This window comes from Undibacterium sp. 5I2 (assembly GCF_035019605.1).
In the GTDB taxonomy this organism is placed as follows: Bacteria; Pseudomonadota; Gammaproteobacteria; order Burkholderiales; family Burkholderiaceae_D; genus Undibacterium.
The window spans coordinates 65338-86476 of the sequence record NZ_JASJVS010000008.1; the positions used below are offsets into that span (position 1 = coordinate 65338).

The 21139-nt window shown below is 52.3% G+C and carries 19 protein-coding genes; 15 read left to right on the top strand and 4 right to left on the bottom strand.

Going from position 1 to position 21139, the window contains the following annotated elements:
* Window positions 1–885: a UTP--glucose-1-phosphate uridylyltransferase GalU gene (galU, locus tag QN359_RS04990; protein ID WP_322248463.1), complete on the top strand. Its 885-nt coding sequence runs from the start codon at window positions 1–3 to the stop codon at window positions 883–885.
* Window positions 886–898: 13 nt separating this feature from the next.
* On the top strand, window positions 899–1432 hold the full coding sequence (def, locus tag QN359_RS04995) for a peptide deformylase (RefSeq protein ID WP_322248462.1): 534 nt from the start codon (window positions 899–901) through the stop codon (window positions 1430–1432).
* Window positions 1433–1465: 33 nt separating this feature from the next.
* On the opposite strand, the gene QN359_RS05000 is transcribed toward def, so the two are convergent.
* The 4 genes from QN359_RS05000 to map all read right to left on the bottom strand — a co-directional run bounded on the left by QN359_RS05000 (window position 1466) and on the right by map (window position 7253).
* Window positions 1466–2701 carry an MFS transporter gene (locus QN359_RS05000; RefSeq protein WP_322248461.1) on the bottom strand — a complete coding sequence of 412 codons (1236 nt, stop codon included), beginning with the start codon at window positions 2699–2701 and terminating at the stop codon, window positions 1466–1468.
* Window positions 2702–3073: 372 nt separating this feature from the next.
* Complete coding sequence (locus QN359_RS05005) at window positions 3074–3820, bottom strand: pseudouridine synthase (protein ID WP_322248460.1); 747 nt, start codon at window positions 3818–3820, stop codon at window positions 3074–3076.
* Window positions 3821–3876: 56 nt separating this feature from the next.
* Complete coding sequence (locus tag QN359_RS05010; RefSeq protein WP_322248459.1) at window positions 3877–6432, bottom strand: [protein-PII] uridylyltransferase; 2556 nt, start codon at window positions 6430–6432, stop codon at window positions 3877–3879.
* An 11-nt stretch (window positions 6433–6443) separates the two neighbouring features.
* The gene (gene map / locus QN359_RS05015) at window positions 6444–7253 is read right to left on the bottom strand and encodes a type I methionyl aminopeptidase (RefSeq protein ID WP_322248458.1); all 810 of its coding nucleotides are present in this window, start codon (window positions 7251–7253) and stop codon (window positions 6444–6446) included.
* Between the two features lie 474 nt (window positions 7254–7727).
* Here map and rpsB point away from each other — a divergent pair, with 474 nt between their 5' ends.
* The 13 genes from rpsB to lpxB all read left to right on the top strand — a co-directional run bounded on the left by rpsB (window position 7728) and on the right by lpxB (window position 21094).
* Window positions 7728–8474 carry a 30S ribosomal protein S2 gene (gene rpsB, locus QN359_RS05020; RefSeq protein WP_322248457.1) on the top strand — a complete coding sequence of 249 codons (747 nt, stop codon included), beginning with the start codon at window positions 7728–7730 and terminating at the stop codon, window positions 8472–8474.
* 131 nt (window positions 8475–8605) lie between these two features.
* Window positions 8606–9487: a translation elongation factor Ts gene (tsf, locus tag QN359_RS05025; RefSeq protein WP_322248456.1), complete on the top strand. Its 882-nt coding sequence runs from the start codon at window positions 8606–8608 to the stop codon at window positions 9485–9487.
* Between the two features lie 152 nt (window positions 9488–9639).
* On the top strand, window positions 9640–10356 hold the full coding sequence (gene pyrH / locus QN359_RS05030) for a UMP kinase (protein WP_322248455.1): 717 nt from the start codon (window positions 9640–9642) through the stop codon (window positions 10354–10356).
* 117 nt (window positions 10357–10473) lie between these two features.
* Window positions 10474–11034 carry a ribosome recycling factor gene (frr, locus tag QN359_RS05035; protein ID WP_322248454.1) on the top strand — a complete coding sequence of 187 codons (561 nt, stop codon included), beginning with the start codon at window positions 10474–10476 and terminating at the stop codon, window positions 11032–11034.
* Window positions 11035–11232: 198 nt separating this feature from the next.
* Window positions 11233–12048, top strand: coding sequence for a phosphatidate cytidylyltransferase (locus tag QN359_RS05040; protein WP_322248453.1), 816 nt, complete (start codon window positions 11233–11235; stop codon window positions 12046–12048).
* A 19-nt stretch (window positions 12049–12067) separates the two neighbouring features.
* On the top strand, window positions 12068–13252 hold the full coding sequence (gene ispC, locus QN359_RS05045; RefSeq protein ID WP_322248452.1) for a 1-deoxy-D-xylulose-5-phosphate reductoisomerase: 1185 nt from the start codon (window positions 12068–12070) through the stop codon (window positions 13250–13252).
* Complete coding sequence (gene rseP / locus QN359_RS05050) at window positions 13249–14613, top strand: RIP metalloprotease RseP (protein WP_322248451.1); 1365 nt, start codon at window positions 13249–13251, stop codon at window positions 14611–14613. Before ispC ends, rseP begins: the two co-directional genes overlap by 4 nt.
* Before the next feature lie 69 nt (window positions 14614–14682).
* Window positions 14683–17034 carry an outer membrane protein assembly factor BamA gene (bamA, locus tag QN359_RS05055; RefSeq protein WP_322248450.1) on the top strand — a complete coding sequence of 784 codons (2352 nt, stop codon included), beginning with the start codon at window positions 14683–14685 and terminating at the stop codon, window positions 17032–17034.
* Window positions 17035–17144: 110 nt separating this feature from the next.
* Window positions 17145–17621, top strand: coding sequence for an OmpH family outer membrane protein (locus tag QN359_RS05060; protein ID WP_322251121.1), 477 nt, complete (start codon window positions 17145–17147; stop codon window positions 17619–17621).
* Between the two features lie 3 nt (window positions 17622–17624).
* A complete protein-coding gene (lpxD, locus tag QN359_RS05065; RefSeq protein ID WP_322248449.1) occupies window positions 17625–18680 on the top strand; it encodes a UDP-3-O-(3-hydroxymyristoyl)glucosamine N-acyltransferase in 1056 nt (351 codons plus the stop codon).
* Window positions 18677–19141: a 3-hydroxyacyl-ACP dehydratase FabZ gene (gene fabZ / locus QN359_RS05070; RefSeq protein WP_322248448.1), complete on the top strand. Its 465-nt coding sequence runs from the start codon at window positions 18677–18679 to the stop codon at window positions 19139–19141. Before lpxD ends, fabZ begins: the two co-directional genes overlap by 4 nt.
* Window positions 19141–19929, top strand: coding sequence for an acyl-ACP--UDP-N-acetylglucosamine O-acyltransferase (lpxA, locus tag QN359_RS05075; protein WP_416200191.1), 789 nt, complete (start codon window positions 19141–19143; stop codon window positions 19927–19929). The genes fabZ and lpxA overlap by 1 nt, the downstream gene beginning before the upstream one ends.
* 10 nt (window positions 19930–19939) lie before the next feature.
* Entirely contained in the window at window positions 19940–21094 is a 1155-nt protein-coding gene (lpxB, locus tag QN359_RS05080; RefSeq protein ID WP_322248447.1) for a lipid-A-disaccharide synthase, read from the top strand.
* Window positions 21095–21139: the final 45 nt, after the last annotated feature.

Below are 21139 nucleotides of genomic sequence, written 5' to 3' on the forward strand. Positions count from 1 at the left end.
ATGAGAAGAATTACCAAAGCAGTTTTCCCTGTTGCTGGTCTTGGCAGTCGTTTTTTACCTGCCACCAAGGCGCAACCTAAAGAAATGCTGCCCATCGTCGACAAGCCACTGATTCAATACGCGGTGGAAGAAGCCGTCGAAGCCGGCATTACCGAAATGGTGTTCATTACCGGTCGCAACAAGCGCGCCATCGAAGACCATTTCGACAAAGCCTATGAACTCGAAAGCGAACTCGAAGCGGCCGGCAAAGAAGCCTTGCTCGATTTGGTGCGCAATGTCATCCCGAAAAACATCAATTGCATTTACATACGACAAACTGCCGCGCTCGGACTCGGTCACGCGGTGCTGTGCGCGCGTCCAGTCATCGGTGACGATCCGTTTGCTGTGCTGTTGGCCGATGATTTGATGGATGCTGATCTTGGTAAGCCATCGGTGATGGCACAAATGACCGCGCAATATGAGCGCGAAGGCGGCAGCATCATTGCCGTGCAAGACGTACCACGCGAATTCACCAGCCAGTACGGCATCGTCAGCGGCACCGAGTACAAGGAGCGCCTTGAGCGGGTGCAAGGGATAGTCGAAAAACCGCGTCCGGACGTGGCCCCGTCGACCCTAGCGGTAGTCGGTCGGTATATTTTGTCGGGGCGGATTTTTTCTTACCTCGAAACCTTGGGTAAAGGCTCGGGCGGTGAAATCCAACTCACCGACGGCATCGCTGCCATGCTCAAGGATTTCCCGGTGTATGCTTACCGTCCGGAAGCGACGCGTTATGATTGCGGTTCCAAGCTAGGCTATCTCAAGGCCAGCGTTGCGCTTGGACTCAAGCATAAAGAAACTGCGGCAGAATTTTCCGCCTACCTCGATTCAATTCGCAACGGTCGTTGAAACGGAGCCCAGCATGCGCCATCCTCTCCTCAAAATGGGCGATGCGCGCTTGCTGCGCGTGGCTCAGCCGGTAGTCGAATTCGACACGCCGCAGTTGCATGCATTAATCGCCGACATGTTTGAAACCATGCGTGCCGTCGGTGGTGTCGGCTTGGCCGCGCCGCAGATCGGTATCGATCTGCAATTGGTGATTTTCGGTTTTCAAACCAATCCGCGCTATCCCGATGCCCCGCAGGTACCGGAAACCATACTCATCAATCCAAGCCTGACGCCGCTGTCGGAACAGCGCGAAGATGGCTGGGAAGGCTGCCTGTCGGTGCCGGGCTTACGCGGCTTGGTGCCGCGTTGGACGGCACTGCGCTATGAGGGCTATGATCAGTTCGGACAAGCGATCTGCCGTGAGGTAGATGGTTTTCACGCGCGTGTGGTCCAGCATGAATGCGATCATTTACAAGGCATTCTGTATCCCATGCGTATTGAAGACATGACGCAGTTCGGGTTTACCGAAGTCTTGTTTCCCGAGCTCGATCCGCTGGTCGACGACTGAGCTGCCGCCGACCGCCGCCTTCAACAGCGACGCTTAAGCACTGCAGGTCGTGCCGCTGTCGACGCTGCGCACGGCCATCGCCCGTGTGATGACGCTGCGGGCAAGGATGGCATACACGCCTAAGGCCAAGCACGATAATATTGCAAAGCCCAGTAAGCCGGTGTGCAGATAGACTAACTTGTACACTTCGATTCCGACGCTCCAGATACACATATTGAGTATGCCCATCGCTGCGGCCACGGTTGCTTTCGATACCGTGCTCTCCGTGAGCGTGAAGCGCACGATGACGGCATTCGAAATCCCTTCGCCGAAGGCGATCAGGCTGATCGCCGGGATGAGAAAATATGGACTCTCAAACAGCACAGACCCGGCCAGCATGACGGCCAAACCAGCTGCAATCGGATACCAACCGAGACGCACCGAATGGCCGAGCGGACGCGCATGGATTTGCCGCGCCAAGTACAGATTGCCGATGATCAGACAGATGAAAATCGGGAATTGCGCATAACCGTACTGGGTCAGTGACATGCCATGGTCGGCCACGAAGATCATCGGCGAGAGAGCGATCCAAGCGATCAGGGGCATGGTCAGCAGAGGACCGCACAGGGCAGCGCGCACGAATGGCCAGTGACGAAACACGGTTTGGTAATCGTGCCAAATCTGCATGCGCGCGATTTTTTTATCACTGACGCGCACTGTTTCCGGCATGGTCGCCAATAAACCGACAAAGCCAATCGCGGCAATCGCAGCGATGATCACAAAAATCATGCGCCAACCAACTAATCCAACCAACAGCGCCCCGGCGACCGGCCCCAGTAGCGGTGCAATCAGCGCGACATTCGACATCAGTGCGGTAACCTGAATCGCCGCTTTTTCTTCAAATGCTTCATGCACCACCGCATAACCGACCGAACTGATGAAGCATAATCCTATGCCTTGCGCCACCCGTAGCACGATAAATCCCTCGATGCTGTTGACCAGCAGGGTAGCCAAGCATGAGCAGATAAAGAACAGCGCACCACCGAGCATGACCGGGCGACGGCCGATGCGATCCGATAAAGGCCCGAATAACCACTGTAGCAGCATGCCGCCGATCAGAAAGGCGGTCATGGCCGAAGCGATCCACGTCGGATCAGCGGCGAATTCGCGGATCACCGTCAGCATGCCCGGTTGTATCATGTCATTGGCGATGTAGACTGAAAATTCAAAGCACACGAGCGAGAGCGGAAACAGCAATGCCGCCCGCGAGAGGGTAGAGATTTTTTGCATGGCTTACTAAGAGTATAAGTTTACTGCGACCGCTGTACTTCAATGCCAAACAGCAGGAAGCTCCAAATAAGCGATGGTCCTAGGAGCCTGAGCGGCAGAACGGAGTCGGCTGCAAAATCACCTGAGCGGTCCATATTTCGTCTATTTTTTAGTCAATACGCTCGGTATTGACGTAAAAAATAGCCAAAATCTGTCCTCGCTCAGCCGATTTTTCGCTTCGACTCGTTCTGCCGCTCAGGCTCCTAGCGGGCACGAAAGCAGAGTGAATCGATCAGACCAGCCCAGCGCGAATAAGTTCCCGCACGTCACCGCTTGGTTAATAAAAAATCGCGCGTGGGCTGTCATTGAGATAACTACCTCAAGGTCGGAGCGTTAAAACTGTTCATCTTCGCGCAGATAGCGCCACTGACCTTCAGGCAGATTGCCGAGGCGAACCTTACCGATACGTACCCGTTTCAGGCCGAGCACCTTCAAGCCCACCATTTCACACATGCGGCGGATTTGACGCTTCTTACCTTCGCGCAGGATGAAATTGAGCTGATCTTCATTTTGCCAACTGACCCTTGCGGGCAGCAATTTTTTACCATCGAGACTGAGGCCATGGTTGAGTAGACGAAAATCCGAGTCCGGCAGACGACCGGCTTTGGAATAGGCTACGCGTACCAGATATTCTTTCTCGACGACAGTATTTTCACCGATCAAGTGCTTGGCAACGCGGCCATCCTGAGTCAAGACCAGTAAGCCCACCGAGTCGATATCGAGTCGGCCGGCCGGCACCAGACTGCGTAACTGAGTCGGATGAAATTCGGTGTCGACCGCACATTCAGTCCAACGGTTTTCCGGTTTCACCAAGGCCACGGCCGGCGTATAGCCATCTTCGGCTTGACCGCTGACAAAACCGACCGGCTTATTGATGAGGATGGTGACACGCTTGGATTGTTCGGCGGCGGCCTGGCGTTCTACCGTTACTTGCTGATGCGGATAGACTTTGCTGCCCAATTCGGAGATGACCTTGCCATCAACGCGCACCCAGCCGCGCGCGATCCATTCATCGGCTTCGCGGCGTGAGCTCAAGCCGAGCTCGGACATGCGTTTGGAGAGGCGAACTAATTCTGTCATGGTGATATCGATACTTATAACGGCAGCAATGCTGCGGGTGAATAAAAAAACTGTCGCTACACTCTGAGTGTAGCGAGCAAATCGGTCTCAAACTGAATCTGGCTGCGTGCACCTTGCAGGGCGGCGCCGTCGACGAGAAAGACATCCTCGACGCGCTCGCCCAAGGTCATGATCTTGGCCGTATGCAGATTGATTTTATATTTGGTCAGTACCTCGGCGATCGCATACAGCAAACCGTTTCTATCGTTGGCCGTAATCGAAAGCAAATAAAACTGTGCTTTGTCATCCGGTCGCAAATCGACCGTCGGCACGATAGGGAAGCTGCGCGACAAACGCGAGAGTCGGCCACGGTTCGGTGGTGACAGTGGTGTTTGCTGCGCCAGCACCAAGCTCAATTCATGTTCAATCAAATTGATGATGTCTCTATACTGATGCGCGAAACTCGGCTCGGTCACCATGAAGGTATCGAGCGCGTAACCATTTTTCGCCGTATGAATTTTGGCGTCGAGAATGCCGAAATTTTTACTGTCAAAATAATTACAGATACGCGCAAATAAATCGGCTTGATCCTTGACATACACCGTCACCTGCAAACCCTCGCCAATAGTGGAGAGTCGGCATTTCACCAACGGCGTCGTGCTGGCGAGCTTATCGTGCAGCACTCTGGTTTGCCAGGCTATATCGGAAGCGTCGTGGCGCAGGAAGTACGCAACGTCGAGCTGTTGCCAAAATTTTTCATGCGCGTCAGGCGCAATGCCGGCTAAGCGCAGCGCTTTGAGCGCATCCTCTTGGCGGTTTTTGAGTTCGCGATCTTTCGATGGCGCTTCGCCACCAAGTACGCGCAAGCTCATTTTATACAAGTCTTCGAGCAGCTTGCCTTTCCAAGCATTCCATACTTTCGGACTGGTGCCGCGGATATCGGCCACCGTGAGCAAGTACAGCGCCGTTAAATGACGTTCATCCTTGACCAGATTGGCAAAATTCTGCACCACATCGGGGTCCGACAAATCCTGTTTTTGTGCCACATGTGACATGGTCAAATGGTTTTGTACCAAGAATACGATGAGTTCGGTATTGGCGCGCGTGAGACCGTGCTCGTAGCAGAATTTTTTGGCATCACTCATCCCGAGTACCGAATGATCGCCGCCGCGACCCTTGGCAATATCGTGAAACAGCGCAGCCGTAAATAGCACCCAAGGCTGGGTGAAATTGGCCATCAGTTGGCTGCAAAATGGATATTCGTGAGCGTGTTCGGGCATGGTGAAGCGGCGCAAATTACGCACCACCATCAGGATATGCTGATCGACCGTGTACGCGTGAAACAAATCATGCTGCATTTGCCCGACGATGCGGCGGAAATTCGGTAAATAGCGCCCCAAGATGCTCATCTGATTCATGCGGCGTAATGCATGGGTGATGCCGCGCGGTGACTGCAGTATTTGCAAAAACAAGGCGCGGTTGAAAATGTCGTGGCGAAATTCTGCATCGATCAGCAAGCGCGCATGCCAGAGTGCACGGGCGGTGCGTGCCGTCATGCCCTTGAGTTCACTCTGGCGCGCCATCAGTAAAAACACTTCCAGCAAGGCCGATGGGGTCGCTTCAAAGGTGTCGTCCCGAGCGATATCGATCAAGCCATTGATATTATTGAAGCGCTCATTAATCGGATGGGGTACGGACGGCTGTGGGAATAATACCGCCTCGATATTTTGCAGCAGAATTTGGTTCAACTGGGTCACCGCTTTGGCGGCCCAATAATAACGCTGCATCAGGTATTCACTGGCGCGCCGTGCTTCGGTGGTTTTGAAGCCGAAGGATTCGGCGATCGGCGTCTGCACATCGAAAACCAGACGGTCTTCGCGTCGACCGGCATGGATATGCAAGCGGATGCGAATATCCTTGAAGGCGCGCTCATTGCGTTTGAGCTGGCGCGCTTCAACATCCGTGATCAGACCGCGGTCGGCCAATTCGCGCCACGAGGTACCTAAATTAGCCGCTTTGGCGACCCATAAAATGACTTGCAGATCGCGTAAGCCGCCAGGGCTTTCTTTGCAATTCGGCTCCAGGCTATACGGGGTATCCTCATACTTGACATGGCGCTGCTGCAGCTCGAGTAATTTTTCTTGGAAAAACTTTTGTGGCTGCATCACTTCAGCATAGCGCTGCTGTAAATCCCAAAACAGCTTGCGGCTGCCGCATACCAGGCGCGCTTCGAGCAAGCTCGTTTGCACAGTGATATCGGCCGCCGATTCTTCCAGACACTCATCGACCGTGCGTATGCTATGACCGATATCGAGGCCGATATCCCAAAACAGTTGGACTAAGCTTTCGAGCTTTTCCTTCAGTTCTGCGCTCGGCGTCTGCCGCAGCAAAATCAAGACATCGACGTCGGATTGCGGGAACAGTTCGCCGCGTCCATAGCCGCCGACGGCAATGAGGGCGCAGTCTTTCGGTAATTCGAAATGCTTCCATACCATTTCAAGCACACGATCGACATTGCGGCATAAATCATACAGCAATTGTTCGGCCTTATGATTGGCTTGGAATGCCGCGATGATTCCGGCCTGACCAGTTTTGATTTGTTCTTTGAAAGCGAGTGCAGGGGCGGGTTTCATCGCGCTACACCTCAGGCGATTTTGATGTAGTCAGGAATTGCCGGATAGCCGGCCGACAAAGTCAGCACTTCGTAGCCAGTTTCGGTTACCAGCACCGTATGCTCCCACTGGGCCGACAAGCTGCGATCTTTGGTCTTGATGGTCCAGCCATCACCCATTTCGCGGATGTCGCGACGACCGGCATTGATCATCGGCTCGACCGTGAAAATCATGCCGGCTTCCAGACGTTCCATGGTGCCGGGTTTGCCGTAATGCATCACCTGCGGCGCTTCGTGGAAAATTTTCCCTATGCCGTGGCCGCAAAACTCGCGCACCACACTGTAACCGGCTTTTTCAGCATACTGCTGAATAACATGACCAATATCGCCGAGATGCGCACCTGGCTTGATTTTCGCAATGCCCAGCCACATACACTCATAGGTGATTTCACTTAAACGCTTGCTCAGTATCGATGGTTCTCCGACCAAAAACATGCGGCTGGTATCGCCATGGTAGCCATTTTTGATCACAGTGATATCGAGATTAACCGAGTCGCCGCTCTTGAGTACTTTATCGCCCGGAATGCCATGGCAAATCACATCATTGACTGAAGTGCAGATAGCTTTCGGGTATGGCGTATAGCCGGGCGGGCAGTAGTTCAGCGGGGCCGGTATCGTATCTTGCACCTGCGACATGAATTCATGGCATAAACGGTCAAGTTCGCCAGTCGTTACGCCAACTTTGACGAAGGGGGTAATATAATCGAGCACTTCCGAGGCCAGTCTGCCGGCAATGCGCATACCAGCGATGTCTTCCGCGGTTTTAATCGAGATAGCTTCCATAATTTGTCCTTGCACCCCGCAATATCGAGGGGGTGATAAAAGTAGTCCGGCTGTGCCGGACAAAATATTTTTGTTCTTGTAGATTGTGGCGTTATTTCCAGCGCGTGGACGCGCCGACAAGAGAATTATAAGCGAGGAACGCCTTACTCGTGGTGTTACAGGCAAATACAGGCTGCTGCTTGTCCATTTTTTTTTGGGGGGGGGATGGTCAATTGCGCGATAAGCGATTTTTGATGTAATGGCCGTAGTCAAGTCGCTGAAAACGCGGCGACCGTCAAGCCACTTGGATTAAATCTGCGCCTCCCTTGAGTAAAGAAGCGGTTTCATAGTAGAATAGATGGTTAGCTTGCAAAACAATGCAAATTCTCTGTAAGTTAATTCAATTCTTATCAATCGAATCCGGTCGAAAAGGGTGTCTTTCGATATGTATCGTCAGATCACTGGCTGGATTCAAGACCTAACCCTGGAGTTATTATGTCTGTAACAATGCGCGAAATGCTGGAAGCCGGCGTCCATTTTGGTCACCAAACTCGTTTTTGGAATCCAAAGATGGCACCGTATATTTTCGGTCATCGCAACAAAATTCATATCGTCAATTTGGAAAAAACATTGGCGATGTACCAAGAAGCCATGAAGTACATCCGTCAATTGTCGTCGAATCGCGGCACAGTCTTGTTGGTTGGTACAAAACGTCAATCGCGTGAAATCATCGCTGCAGAAGCTGCACGTTCCGGCATGCCTTTCGTTGATCAACGTTGGTTGGGCGGTATGTTGACAAACTTCAAAACTGTCAAAACATCGATCAAGCGTTTGAAAGACATGGAAGCGTCGATCGAAGACGGTTCAGTTGAAAAATTGTCGAAAAAAGAAGCCTTGATGTTTGATCGCGAAATGATCAAGCTGCAAAAATCCATCGGTGGTATTAAAGATATGGGCGGCATTCCTGACGCAATTTTTGTCGTCGACGTCGGCTACCACAAGGGTGCTATCACTGAAGCCGCTAAACTGGGTATCCCAGTCATCGGTATCGTTGATACGAATCACTCCCCGGACGGTGTTGCTTTCATCATTCCAGGTAATGATGACTCGTCGAAAGCGATTGCTCTGTACGCTCGTGGCGTGGCTGATGCCATCCTTGAAGGTCGTGCAAATGCTGTCAACGAAGTGTTGGAAGCTGTGAAGCCGAGTGCGGATGAGTTTGTTGAAGTAGAGCAAGCGTAATACGTACAGCTTAAACGCATGATGCGACTGAGCTTGCATCATGCAAAAAATGGGGCAACAATCGTTCGCCCTTTTTTTTAAACAAAATTTAATGATGATGCTTATCGGCATCTTCAACTCAGGAGAATTACATGGCAGCGGTTACAGCAGCGATGGTTGGCGCTTTGCGCGCAAAAACAGATGCACCTATGATGGAGTGCAAAAAAGCACTGACAGAAGCAGAAGGCGATATGGACCGTGCGGAAGAATTGCTGCGCGTTAAGTTGGGTAGCAAAGCATCAAAAGCTGCTTCGCGTATCACTGCCGAAGGCGTGGTTGCTTCTTATGTAGCTGGGAATGTCGGCGTCTTGCTTGAAGTTAATTGCGAAACTGACTTTGTGACGAAGAACGATGATTTCCTCGCAATGGCGAATACCGTTGCAAAATTGATCGCTGAACACAATCCAGTTGACGTCGCTGCTGTGGGCGCGTTGCCGCTCGATGGTAAGACTGTCGAAGAAGTACGTGCTGCATTGATCGGTAAAATTGGCGAAAACATGTCTTTCCGTCGTTTTGCTCGTTTCGACAGCTCGGCTAAATTGGCTTCTTACCTGCATGGTACCCGCATCGGTGTGATCGTTGAATTTGATGGCGCGGATGAGCAAGTTGGTAAAGATGTAGCGATGCACATTGCTGCGATGAAGCCAGTTTCTTTGTCGACTGAGCAAGTTCCTGCAGAATTGATCGAAAAAGAACGTTCGGTTGCCGCGCAGAAAGCTGCTGAATCCGGCAAGCCAGCCGAAATCGTGGCTAAAATGATAGACGGTTCGGTACAGAAATTCCTCAAAGAAGTTTCTTTGCTCAATCAACCATTCGTTAAAAACGATAAGCAAACCGTGGAACAAATGCTCAAAGCCGCCAATTCATCGGTGAAAGCGTTTACCATGTTTGTTGTCGGTGAAGGTATAGAAAAGAAAGTCGATGACTTTGCAGCAGAAGTTGCAGCGCAAGTTGCAGCCGCCCAGCAAGCGTAATCAGAAACGGGCCGAAAGGCCCGTTTTTTTAAACCCCGCTGCTGAGTGGTATTTGCTGTGCGAGTGTGTACTGGCCTAAGGTGTGCGTGTGCACAGCAAATACCTATTCATTTTCTCTATTTCATAATCAATCTTCCAGAAGGAGTCCTATCATGACAAAACCTGCTTACAAGCGCGTACTCTTGAAGCTCTCTGGTGAAGCCTTGATGGGCGATGACCCATTTGGCATTAACCGCATTACCATTGAACGTATGGTGGCTGACGTGGCAGAAGTGTCGCGCATGGGCGTGGAATTGGCCATCGTCATCGGCGGCGGTAATATTTTCCGTGGCGTGGCACCGGGTGCACAAGGCATGGACCGTGCGACCGCCGATTACATGGGTATGTTGGCAACAGTGATGAATTCACTGGCTTTGGCAGATGCTATGCGTCAAGTTGGCTTGACGGCACGTGTGATGTCGGCAATTGCGATTGATCAAGTTGTCGAGCCCTATGTGCGTCCTAAGGCTTTGCAATATCTCGAAGAGGGCAAAGTCGTCGTGTTTGCCGCCGGTACCGGCAATCCTTTCTTCACTACCGACACGGCCGCGGCCTTGCGTGGTTCGGAAATCGGTGCCGAGATCGTGCTCAAAGCCACCAAAGTCGATGGCGTCTATACGGCTGATCCGAAAAAAGATCCGACGGCTACGCGCTATACAACCATTTCTTTCGATGAAGCGATTTCGCGCCACCTTCAAGTGATGGATGCCACGGCGTTTGCCTTGTGCCGTGACCAGAAATTGCCGATCAAAGTATTCTCCATCATTAAACCAGGTGCTTTGAAGAATGTCATCATGGGGGCTGACGAGGGCACCCTTGTGCACGTATAATGCAGCGTTTCTGGAGTGGGCGGTCTAAGCCTGCTCGGAATGTGAGCACGATGAGCGCGCCGTAGCTGCAGTGGGCAGGTTTGGCGAGAATCAGAAATTGAAGTACTGGAGGACAGAATGAGCGTAACAGACGTTAAAAAAAACAGTGATATCCGCATGCAGAAGTCGATTGAGACCCTCAAATCGGATTTATCAAAAGTCAGAACCGGTCGTGCCCATGTTGGTATTCTTGATCATGTGATGGTTGATTACTATGGCTCGCCGACCAATATTACTCAGGTTGCCAATGTCAATCTGATCGATGCGCGCACCATTGGTGTGCAGCCGTTTGAAAAGAAAATGCTCAGCGCGATAGAAAAAGCGATTCGTGATGCCGATCTTGGCTTGAATCCATCGAGCCAAGGCGAAGTGATTCGTGTGCCGACACCGCCGCTGACAGAAGAGCGTCGCAAAGAAATGGTTAAGTTGGTCAAGACCGAAGGTGAGGGTGCAAAAATTGCGATCCGCAATATCCGTCGCGATGCCAATGAGTCCTTGAAAAAGATTTTGAAAGATAAAGAATGTTCGGAAGATGACGAACGTCGCTCGCAAGATGAAGTACAGAAACTGACTGACAAATTTGTGGCGGAAGTCGACAGACTGCTGGGCGAAAAAGAAAAAGAAGTCTTGACCGTATAGCCAGGGTGCGAACAGTTTTCTGTTCATTCAGGGCCGCTGCCGTGGCCCGGCCCGGCAGTGTGACGCCAGCCGGGCTGTCGGGGTTACTCTGCTCACTTGGGCAAATAGTGCCAGTTTCGAGCCTGCGTGCTCCTCTTTCATGCTGGCAGACCTGCATCGCGCAGTACTGTGCGCCGGCAGTCGGATAGAAAGTCATTGATGTTAAAAACGCGCATCATTACGGCACTGATTTTATTGGCAATATTATTGCCGGTGCTGTACTCGGCCAATTTTTTCGCCTTTTCTGCGATTGTGTTGGCATTTTTTGCTGCCGCGATATGGGAATGTCAGCGTTTATTCAAAAAACCCTTGCCGCTGCTGATGTCGGCCGTTTGGACGGCCTTCTTCGGCTATCTGCTGTTCCATTTAAAAGATTTTTCTGCCGGCTTGCTGTTCGCTCTGTGCGTGGCTTTCTGGTTGCTGCGTCTGACGCCTTTGTTGGCGCGTGGCTTACCTGGATTCGGCTTTTCCAATGGCATACTCAGTACCTTGTACGGCATCTGTATTTTTGGCTGCTTTACGGCTATCGCCGTGCTGTTTACTCATTCCCCCTTATACTTACTCTCCGTCATGGTGATTGTCTGGGTCGCTGACATCGGCGCCTATTTTTCCGGCAAAGCCTTTGGTAAGCACAAGCTCGCGCCCAGTATTTCTCCCGGCAAATCGTGGGAGGGTGCAATCGGTGGTTGGGTCATGGTGCTCTTGCTTGGTGTCGGTTCCACTCTGCTGCCGGCATTGCAGCAAAGCTTTGCCGCACAGATTTTGCATAAGCATGGTTACGCGGTCTTGTTGTTGGTGTTGAGTGTGCTGGCGGCCGCCAGTGTGGTCGGCGATTTGTTTGAATCCATGCTCAAGCGCCGTGCTGGCATGAAAGATAGTAGCAATCTCTTGCCTGGCCATGGCGGTGTGCTTGATCGTATCGATGCCTTGATACCGGTATTGCCGTTGGCAGCCTTGTCAGGTTTGTGGTTTTAGTAAGGGTTTTTGTATAAGTATGAGCAAACTACAACGTATTTGTATTCTCGGCGCGACCGGCTCTATCGGCGTTTCTACGCTCGATGTGATCGCCCGTCATCCCGACCGCTACCGTGTGTATGCGCTGACCGCACACACGCAAGTCGAAAAGCTGGCGCAACAGTGTGCACAGTTTTTGCCGCAAGTGGTAGTAGTCGGCACGGCCGCCGCCGCCGATGCGCTGCACCTGCTGTTATGTGAAAAAAAGCTGCAGTCGATACAAATCGAATATGGTCCTGAAGCTTTGTGTGCAGTGGCCAGTTCCAGCGAATGTGACAGCGTGATGGCTGCCATCGTTGGCGCGGCCGGCTTACCGCCTACGCTGGCAGCAGCACAAGCGGGCAAGAAAATCTTATTGGCCAATAAGGAAGCCTTGGTCATGTCCGGGCAATTGTTCATGGATGCGGTGCGCAAGAGTGGCTCGGCCTTGCTGCCTATCGACAGTGAACATAATGCTATTTTTCAATGCCTGCCGCGTGATTACCAAGGCGGCATGGCCCAGCATGGTGTGCGCAAAATTGTGTTGACCGCTTCCGGTGGTCCCTTCCTGACGCGCGCGCTCGATACCATGGCGACAGTAACGCCGGAGCAAGCGGTGGCGCACCCGAAATGGGTAATGGGGCGAAAAATTTCCATCGATTCGGCAACGATGATGAACAAGGGCTTGGAAGTGATCGAAGCGCACTGGCTCTTCGCGGCGCCGGCCGAGCATATCGACGTCTTGATTCATCCGCAGAGCGTGATTCACTCCATGGTTTCCTATCATGACGGCTCGGTGCTGGCCCAATTGGGAAATCCCGATATGCGCACTCCCATTGCGTATGGCCTGGCCTATCCGGAACGCATAGACTCTGGTGTCGCACCGCTTGATTTGATTCAAGTCGGGCAGTTGCACTTCACCGCTCCTGACTTGACGCGCTTTCCCTGTCTGGCGCTGGCCTATCAAGCGCTGCGCAGCGGTGCTTCGGCAGCGACGATTTTGAATGCCAGTAATGAAGTGGCAGTACAGGCTTTTCTCGAGGGCCGGATCAGTTTTACCCGCATTGCCGAGGTCATCGCTGCAAGCCTCGATGTCATCGCTTTGAGCGAACTCAGCGATTTGCCCGATATTTTAGCCGCCGATGCGCACGCCAGAGCGGTTTCTCATGCGATCATAAGCCGATGAATCTCTTGCAAACTCTTTTGGCGTTCGCCGTGGTGCTCGGAGTGCTGATCAGCATTCACGAGTTCGGCCATTATTTGGCGGCCCGTCTGTGTGGTGTGAAAGTATTGCGCTTCTCGTTGGGAATGGGGCGCGTGATTTTCATGCGTCGCTTCGGCGCTGATCAAACTGAATTTGCACTGTCTTTGTTGCCGCTCGGTGGTTACGTCAAGATGTTGGATGCGCGCGAACAAGATTTAAGCGACATTTCTGCCGCAGATTTGCCGCGTGAATTCGGGCGGCAGTCGGTATGGAAGCGTATGATCATCGTGGCGGCCGGTCCGTTGGCGAATTTTTTGCTCGCGATTGTTTTGTATGCGGGCTTGTTTTTACATGGTGTTCCTGAACCTATCGCTAAAATTCGTGTCTCATCGACATCCTCGGTGGCCGCGCAAGCCGGTTTGCGGCATGGCGATCTGATTGTCAGCGTGGCTGGGCAAACGGTACAAAGCTGGGGTGATATGCAATGGCGCTTGTTGCAACTGGCATTGGCGAAATCGAATGCTGAATTAGAGGTCGAGCGCTTCGATGTAGCGACTGGTCAATCGCTACGGCGCGTGGTCGATTTGCCGCTTAAGCAATTGTCAACCCAGGATCTGGAAGCCGATTTTCTGGCCCGCTTAGGCTTGGGTTTAGCCCGTCCTGCTGCGGTGTTAGGGCCGGTTTTGGCTGGTGGGCCGGCGGCGCAGGCCGGTTTGCGTCAAGCTGACTTGGTTTTGGCAGTGGATGGCGTGACCATGCTTGATGGCTTGGCCTTGACCGAAACCATTAATGCTTCGCCTGGCAAAGAATTGCATTTCAAAATAGCACGTGGAAAAGAAATTTTAGAAATTCAAGCCAAGCCGCTGGCCGAGGAAGTCAATGGCAAGACCATCGGACGCTTGAAGATACAAATGATGCTCGCACCGCAAATGGTGGTGAGTGCGGCATCGCTGCCACAAGCGGTGAGCAAGAGCGTGAGCAAAACTTGGGATGCCAGCGTGATGAGCGTCTCCATGCTGGGGAAAATGTTGGTCGGCGAAGTCTCCTTGAAAAATATTACCGGCCCGATTACGATCGCTGATTATGCTGGGCAAACCTCGCGATCGGGTTGGATCAGCTACATCAGTTTCATGGCTTTGATCAGTATTAGCTTGGGTGTCATGAATTTGCTGCCTATACCAGTGTTGGACGGAGGCCATTTGTTGTATTATTCGCTGGAAGTTTTAACGGGTAAGCCCGTGCCTGAACGTTTCGGCGAGATTGCGCAGCGGGTCGGAGTGGCCTTGTTGTTAGCAATGATGGCAGTCGCTTTTTTCAATGACATTGCCAGACTAATGTCATAATAGTCAGATTGATCACCGGAATTCATTCCAGATAGCAATATTGAGAGTATTGAAAGAACTTTACACCCAATGAAATTACATATCGAGCACTTTACTTTGCCAAATTTTCGACTCAAATCCATTGCTTTAGCTGCCTTGGCGCTTTGCACCGGCAGCGCCTTGGCGATTCCTGCATTCACCGTCAAAGATATTCGGGTAGAAGGTTTGCAGCGCACCGAAGCTGGCACGGTATTCAGTTACTTACCGGTCAAGGTAGGTGAAACCTTTGACGAAGCCAAGAGTACGGCAGCGATCAAATCGCTGTATGCAACCGGGTTTTTCAAAGATATTCAAATTGAAGAGCAAGATGGCGTGTTGGTGGTGCTGTTGGAAGAGCGTCCCACCATTGCCGGCGTTGAATTCAGCGGCACCAAAGAATTCGAGAAAGATGCGCTGATCAAGGCGCTCAAAGATATCGGTATCGGCGAATCGCGGATTTTCGATAAGGCGACGGTTGATCGCGCCGAGCAAGAACTCAAGCGACAATACCTGTCCAAGGGCTTGTACGGCATGCAGATCACCACCACCATTACGCCGATCGAGCGTAATCGGGTGCGGGTCACGTTTGCCGTCGATGAGGGTGATATCGCCCGTATTGCACAAATCAATATCATCGGCAACAAGGCCTTCTCTGACAGCGATCTGCGCGCTACCATGGCACTCAACACGCCGACTTGGTTTTCTTGGTACACCAAGGCCGATCAGTATTCGAAGCAAAAGCTGGCCGGCGATTTGGAAACCCTGCGCTCGTTTTATCAAAACCGCGGCTATCTCGAAATGCAAATTTTATCGAGCCAGATCGCGATCTCCGCCGATAAAAAAGACATTTACATCACCGTCAACCTGGTTGAAGGCGATAAATACAATATCTCTGATATCAAGCTCGAAGGCGAGATGTTCGGTCGTGAAACCGAGCTCGGTTCACTGTTGTTGCTCAAGAAGGGCGATATTTACAATGCAGCCTTGCTCACGGAGAGCACTAAACGTATTTCCGAACGCATGGGTAACTTCGGCTATGCTTTCGCCAACGTCAATGCCAATCCTATTCTCAATAAAGAGAAAAAAGAAGTGGCGTTTACGGTCTTGGTCGACCCCGGTAAGCGTGTCTATGTACGCCACATCAATTTGGCCGGCAATACCCGCACCCGCGATGAAGTCATCCGCCGCGAATTCCGCCAGTTTGAAGCTTCGTGGTATGACGGCGAAAAAATCAAAGCTTCACGTGATCGCGTTGAACGCTTGAGCTTCTTTAATGACGTTAAGTTGGAAACGCCGGAAGTCGCCACCAGTACCGATCAAGTCGATATCAACCTGACTGTCACGGAAAAACCGACCGGTAATCTGATGTTCGGTGCCGGCTACTCGAATGCCGAACGCTTGACCTTGTCCGGCTCGATTTCTCAAGCCAATGCCTTCGGCAGTGGCGATACCATCGGTCTTGAAGTCAATACCAGCAGCCAAAACCGTACAGTCGCCTTGTCGCACGTCGATCCGTATTTCACCGATGATGGCATCAGCCGCAGTTTGGAAGCGTATTTGCGCACGACGCGGCCTGTCATCGGCAGCGTCGGTGACTATAAAATCCAAACCACCGGCGGCAATATGCGTTTCGGCGTACCGTTCTCGGAAGTCGATACCGTCTTCTTCGGTATCGGTGCCGAGCGTACCAAGGTGTCGACCACCTCGTACAGCAGTCCGCAGCGCTACAAGCAGTATGTGGCTACCTACGGCAGCGCGGTGACGGACCCGACCGATCCCGACTTCGGTATCGGCACCGCCACCACCACTTCATTTCCACTGACGGCTGCTTGGCAGCGTGACAGCCGCGACAGCGTGCTCACGCCATCGGTTGGCCGCTATCAGCGTGCCAATCTGGAAGTGGCGGCGATCGGCAATCTGAAGTACTACCGTGCAATTTATAATGCGCAGTACTTCAAGCCGGTATATCGTTCGGTGATTCTCGCGCTCAATGGCGAATTCGATTATGGTCACGGTTTGGGTGGTAATCCTTATCCTATCTTTAAAAACTTCTATGCCGGTGGTATCGGCTCGGTACGCGGCTATGAGCCTTCGTCGCTCGGTACCCGCGATCCGAATAATGATTCGCTCGGCGGTGCCGCACGGATTATCGGTAACATCGAGTTCCAAATCCCGTTCCCGGGTGCGGATAAGTCGCTGCGCTGGTTCACCTTCCTCGATGGCGGCCAAGTTTTTGATGAAGGTCAAAAAATTCAAGTGCGCGATTTGCGTTTTGGTGCAGGTATTGGTATAAGCTGGATTTCTCCGGTCGGTCCTTTGAAACTGAGCTTTGGTCGTGCTTTGAATGCCAAGCCGGAAGATAAGAAGCAATCGTTCCAGTTCCAGATGGGTACCGGTTTCTGATCGCTGCTGTGCTGCTTGTTTGTGTTTGTTAGCTTTTGTTAGCTTTTGTTCGTGTTACGGAGATTATTTTGAGTCAACTTATTACCCCGTCCAAATTGTTTCAACGCTTAATGGTTTGTGCGGTCTGCGTACTCAGCGTTGCCCAGGTCCATGCGCAGGATTTCAAGGTTGCGATATTTGATTCTCAGCGAGTGATTCGGGAGTCGGCACCTGCCAAAGCTGCTGAAGCCAAGATTGAGCAAGAATTTTCCAAGCGTGGCAAGGAATTGCAAGATTTGTCAGCGAAGATCAAAACGATTGCTGAAAAACTCGATAAAGAATCACCGGTGCTGTCGGAATCGGAACGGATCAAGCGTCAGCGTGATCTGACTGATCTCGATCAAGATTTCAAGCGCAAACAAAGAATTTTCAATGAAGATTTGAATCAGCGCAAGAATGAAGAAATCGCCGCCTTGGTTGATCGCGCAGTGAAAGCCGTTAAGCTGATCGCCGAAACTGAAAAATACGATATCGTTTTACAGGATGCGGTCTACTCCAATCCGCGCGTCGATATCACAGACAAGGTGCTCAAAGCGCTCTCCAAATAAATCATGACCACGACGAGCACTCGGCTGGGAGAATTAGTCGATCGCTTCGGTGGTCAATTGATCGGATCTCCCGATATTTGCGTTTCCGGCATTGCTGCTTTGAGTGAGGCCGGTGCGCAGCACGTGAGCTTTCTCTCCAATAGCAAATTGCGCGCGCAAGCGGCTGCTTCGCAGGCAGCGGCCTTGATACTGACACCGTCCGACCACACACAGATTGGCACTGAGTACACGGGCGCGCGCATCGTCAGCGATAACCCCTACGTGTATTTCGCTCGGGCCGCGCAATATTTTGCGGCATTGGTGGCGATCGTTCCGCCAGCCGGCATCCATCCCAGCGCCTGGGTCAGCCCGCACGCGCTGATCGACGCGACTGCCAGCATCGGTGCACAGGTCAGCATCGAGGCTGAGGCGGTGATTGGTGCTGGTGTCGTGATCAAAGCGGGCACTGTGCTAGGACGTGGTGTGACGATAGCGGCGGACAGCCTGATTCACGCCAACGTCAGCATTTATGATTATTGCGTCATCGGTGAGCGTTGCATCGTGCATTCCGGGGCGGTGATCGGTGCCGATGGTTTCGGCTTTGCCAACGAGCGTGGCAGCTGGATCAAAATCCCGCAAACCGGTCGCGTAGTGATCGGTAATGATGTCGAGATCGGTGCCAATACCAGTATTGATCGCGGTGCCTTGGCTGACACGATTATTGAAGATGGCGTCAAGCTCGATAACCAGATTCAAATCGGTCACAACTGCCATATCGGTGCACATACAGCCATGGCCGGCTGCGTTGGCGTGGCCGGTAGCGCCAAAATTGGCAAACATTGTACTTTCGGTGGTGCCGCCATGGTGCTCGGTCATTTGACCATCGTCGATAACGTGCACATTTCTTCGGCCAGTATGGTGTCGCGATCCATACTCGAACCTGGCCAGTACACCGGTTTTTACCCCTTGGCGAAAAATGCTGACTGGGAAAAAACTGCTGCGATCGTCCGTAATCTGTCTGGCATGCGTGAAAAAATCCGCGCGCTGGAAAAAACCATCAACACATTGAAATCATCATGAAGAAAACACTGAATATCAACGAAATCAAAGAATATCTGCCGCATCGCTATCCGATGTTGTTGGTCGATCGTGTGCTTGACTGGGAAGAGGGTAAGAGTATTACCGCCATCAAAAACGTCACCGCCAACGAAGAGTTTTTTAACGGTCACTTCCCGAACAAACCGGTCATGCCCGGTGTATTGATGATAGAAGCCTTGGCCCAAACGGCCGCGATTTTATCGTTCCTGACGATGGGACAAAAGCCTGATGAAAAGACCATTGTGTATTTTCTCGGCATCGACGGTGCCCGCTTCAAGCGCCCGGTCGAACCAGGTGACCAATTGAAGATGGAAATCGAAGTCATCAAGGTAGCGCGCGGGATTTGGAAGTACAAAGCCAAAGGTACGGTCGATGGCCAGTTGGCAGTCGAAGGCGAACTGATGTGCACGATGCGCAAGACTGACGACAATACGGAGAAATAATGCTGATTCACCCAAGCGCGCTGATTGATCCCAAGGCCGAGCTCGACAGCAGCGTCGAGGTCGGCCCCTATGCCATCATCGGACCGCATGTCCGCATCGGTGCCGGCAGTAAAATCGGTTCGCATGTCGTCATCAATGGTCATACCACGATAGGGCGCGAGAACGTGTTTCACTCTTTTTCTTCGATCGGCGGTCCGCCGCAAGATAAGAAATATGCCGGTGAAATTACCTATCTCGAAATCGGTGAGCGCAATCTGATACGTGAATTCTGTACCTTCAATTGCGGTACCGTGCAGGATCGTGGCGTCACCCGTATTGGTAACGATAATTGGTTTCTCGCCTATGTGCATATCGCGCACGACTGCAGTGTCGGCAATAACACCATTTTCTCCAATAATGCGGCACTGGCCGGACACGTAGAAATCGGTGATTGGGTCATCATGAGTGGCTTTTCGGCGGTGCATCAGTTTTGTAAAATCGGAGCACACGCCTTTGTCGGCATGAACACCAGTCTGACGCAAGACGTACCGCCATTTGTGCTGTTATCCGGTAATCCGGCGCAAGCCCACGGTGTGAATTTGGAAGGCTTGAAGCGGCGCGGTTTCGAGCGCGATGCCCTCAATGCGATTCGCCACGCCTACAAATTATTGTATAAATCGGGTTTGACACTGGACCAAGCCAAGCTCGCACTCGATGAACAGATCGCCAGCTTGAACGGTGATGCGGCGCTGCAGATACGCTTGCTGCGTGATTTTCTCGATGCCTCAGCACGTGGCATCGTGCGCTGACTGGCTCGCCATGGCAAATCATCCCCCTGTCATTGCGATGGTCGCTGGTGAAACCTCGGGCGACATGTTAGCTAACCGCTTGTTATCGGGTTTGCGGCCACGCTTGCCTGATTCGCTCATGCACGGCATCGGTGGTCCGCATATGGCTGAGTATGGTTTCGTCAGCGACCATCCTATGGATAAGCTGTCGGTGCGCGGGCTGTTCGAAGTGCTCATGCATTACCGCGAAATCAGCGGTATACGCCGACAACTGCAACAAGCTTTGCTGCAGGAGCGGCCCGACGTCTTTATCGGCGTCGATGCGCCGGATTTTAATCTTGACTTGGAAATCGCGCTCAAACAGGCGGGCATTCCAACCATGCACTATATCAGCCCATCGATTTGGGCTTGGCGTGGTGGTCGGATCAAAAAAATTGCGCAAGCGGTAACGCATATGTTGGTGGTATTTCCCTTTGAAGAGGAAATCTATCGCCAAGCCGGCATTCCCGCCACCTATGTCGGCCATCCTTTGGCACAAGTGATTCCTATGGACATCGATGTCGAGGCTGCCCGTGCAGAGCTCGGACTCGACCCGCGTTTCAAGGTCGTCGCGATTTTGCCCGGCAGTCGGATGTCGGAACTTAAATATAATACCGTCGCCTTCGTCGGTGCCGCCAAACTCCTGCTCGAGCGCGATCCCCATTTGCAAATCGTGGTGCCGATGGCCGGTAACAAGCAGCGCCATTACTATATCGAATTGGTCGTCGCCGCCAAACTCGAAGGTGTAGCGATCTTGCTGATCGATGGTCGTTCGCATACCGCCATTGCCGCCGCCGATGCGGTGCTGGTCGCGTCCGGCACGGCCTCGCTGGAAGTGGCACTGTTCAAAAAGCCGATGGTCATCGCCTACAAGATGATGGAAGCCTCATGGCAAATCCTCAAGCACATGGGGTATCAGCCTTGGATAGGCTTGCCAAATATTCTCGCGCGCGAATTCGTGGTGCCCGAGTTTTTGCAGGCGGCCGCTACGCCGTTGGCTTTGGCCGATGCCATCTGGGCCCAGCTCAATGATGATATGATACAAAAGCAGTTGCAGCAGCGTTTCACCGACATGCATCATTTATTGTTGCGCGATACTGCTGCACTCTCTGCCCAAGCCGTGCTCGACGTCATCGCGGCACGCTGATTCTGTTGCTGACGGCAGCCATGCTGCCGCTTTTTCCGGTATTTT

What these genes read in the sequence shown, in the direction of transcription:
- galU (WP_322248463.1), top strand. Translation starts at nt 1, where the DNA reads ATGAGAAGAATTACCAAAGCAGTTTTCCCTGTTGCTGGTCTTGGCAGT.
- def (WP_322248462.1), top strand. Translation starts at nt 899, where the DNA reads ATGCGCCATCCTCTCCTCAAAATGGGCGATGCGCGCTTGCTGCGCGTG.
- QN359_RS05000 (WP_322248461.1), bottom strand. Translation starts at nt 2,701, where the DNA reads ATGCAAAAAATCTCTACCCTCTCGCGGGCGGCATTGCTGTTTCCGCTC.
- QN359_RS05005 (WP_322248460.1), bottom strand. Translation starts at nt 3,820, where the DNA reads ATGACAGAATTAGTTCGCCTCTCCAAACGCATGTCCGAGCTCGGCTTG.
- QN359_RS05010 (WP_322248459.1), bottom strand. Translation starts at nt 6,432, where the DNA reads ATGAAACCCGCCCCTGCACTCGCTTTCAAAGAACAAATCAAAACTGGT.
- map (WP_322248458.1), bottom strand. Translation starts at nt 7,253, where the DNA reads ATGGAAGCTATCTCGATTAAAACCGCGGAAGACATCGCTGGTATGCGC.
- rpsB (WP_322248457.1), top strand. Translation starts at nt 7,728, where the DNA reads ATGTCTGTAACAATGCGCGAAATGCTGGAAGCCGGCGTCCATTTTGGT.
- tsf (WP_322248456.1), top strand. Translation starts at nt 8,606, where the DNA reads ATGGCAGCGGTTACAGCAGCGATGGTTGGCGCTTTGCGCGCAAAAACA.
- pyrH (WP_322248455.1), top strand. Translation starts at nt 9,640, where the DNA reads ATGACAAAACCTGCTTACAAGCGCGTACTCTTGAAGCTCTCTGGTGAA.
- frr (WP_322248454.1), top strand. Translation starts at nt 10,474, where the DNA reads ATGAGCGTAACAGACGTTAAAAAAAACAGTGATATCCGCATGCAGAAG.
- QN359_RS05040 (WP_322248453.1), top strand. Translation starts at nt 11,233, where the DNA reads ATGTTAAAAACGCGCATCATTACGGCACTGATTTTATTGGCAATATTA.
- ispC (WP_322248452.1), top strand. Translation starts at nt 12,068, where the DNA reads ATGAGCAAACTACAACGTATTTGTATTCTCGGCGCGACCGGCTCTATC.
- rseP (WP_322248451.1), top strand. Translation starts at nt 13,249, where the DNA reads ATGAATCTCTTGCAAACTCTTTTGGCGTTCGCCGTGGTGCTCGGAGTG.
- bamA (WP_322248450.1), top strand. Translation starts at nt 14,683, where the DNA reads ATGAAATTACATATCGAGCACTTTACTTTGCCAAATTTTCGACTCAAA.
- QN359_RS05060 (WP_322251121.1), top strand. Translation starts at nt 17,145, where the DNA reads ATGGTTTGTGCGGTCTGCGTACTCAGCGTTGCCCAGGTCCATGCGCAG.
- lpxD (WP_322248449.1), top strand. Translation starts at nt 17,625, where the DNA reads ATGACCACGACGAGCACTCGGCTGGGAGAATTAGTCGATCGCTTCGGT.
- fabZ (WP_322248448.1), top strand. Translation starts at nt 18,677, where the DNA reads ATGAAGAAAACACTGAATATCAACGAAATCAAAGAATATCTGCCGCAT.
- lpxA (WP_416200191.1), top strand. Translation starts at nt 19,141, where the DNA reads ATGCTGATTCACCCAAGCGCGCTGATTGATCCCAAGGCCGAGCTCGAC.
- lpxB (WP_322248447.1), top strand. Translation starts at nt 19,940, where the DNA reads ATGGCAAATCATCCCCCTGTCATTGCGATGGTCGCTGGTGAAACCTCG.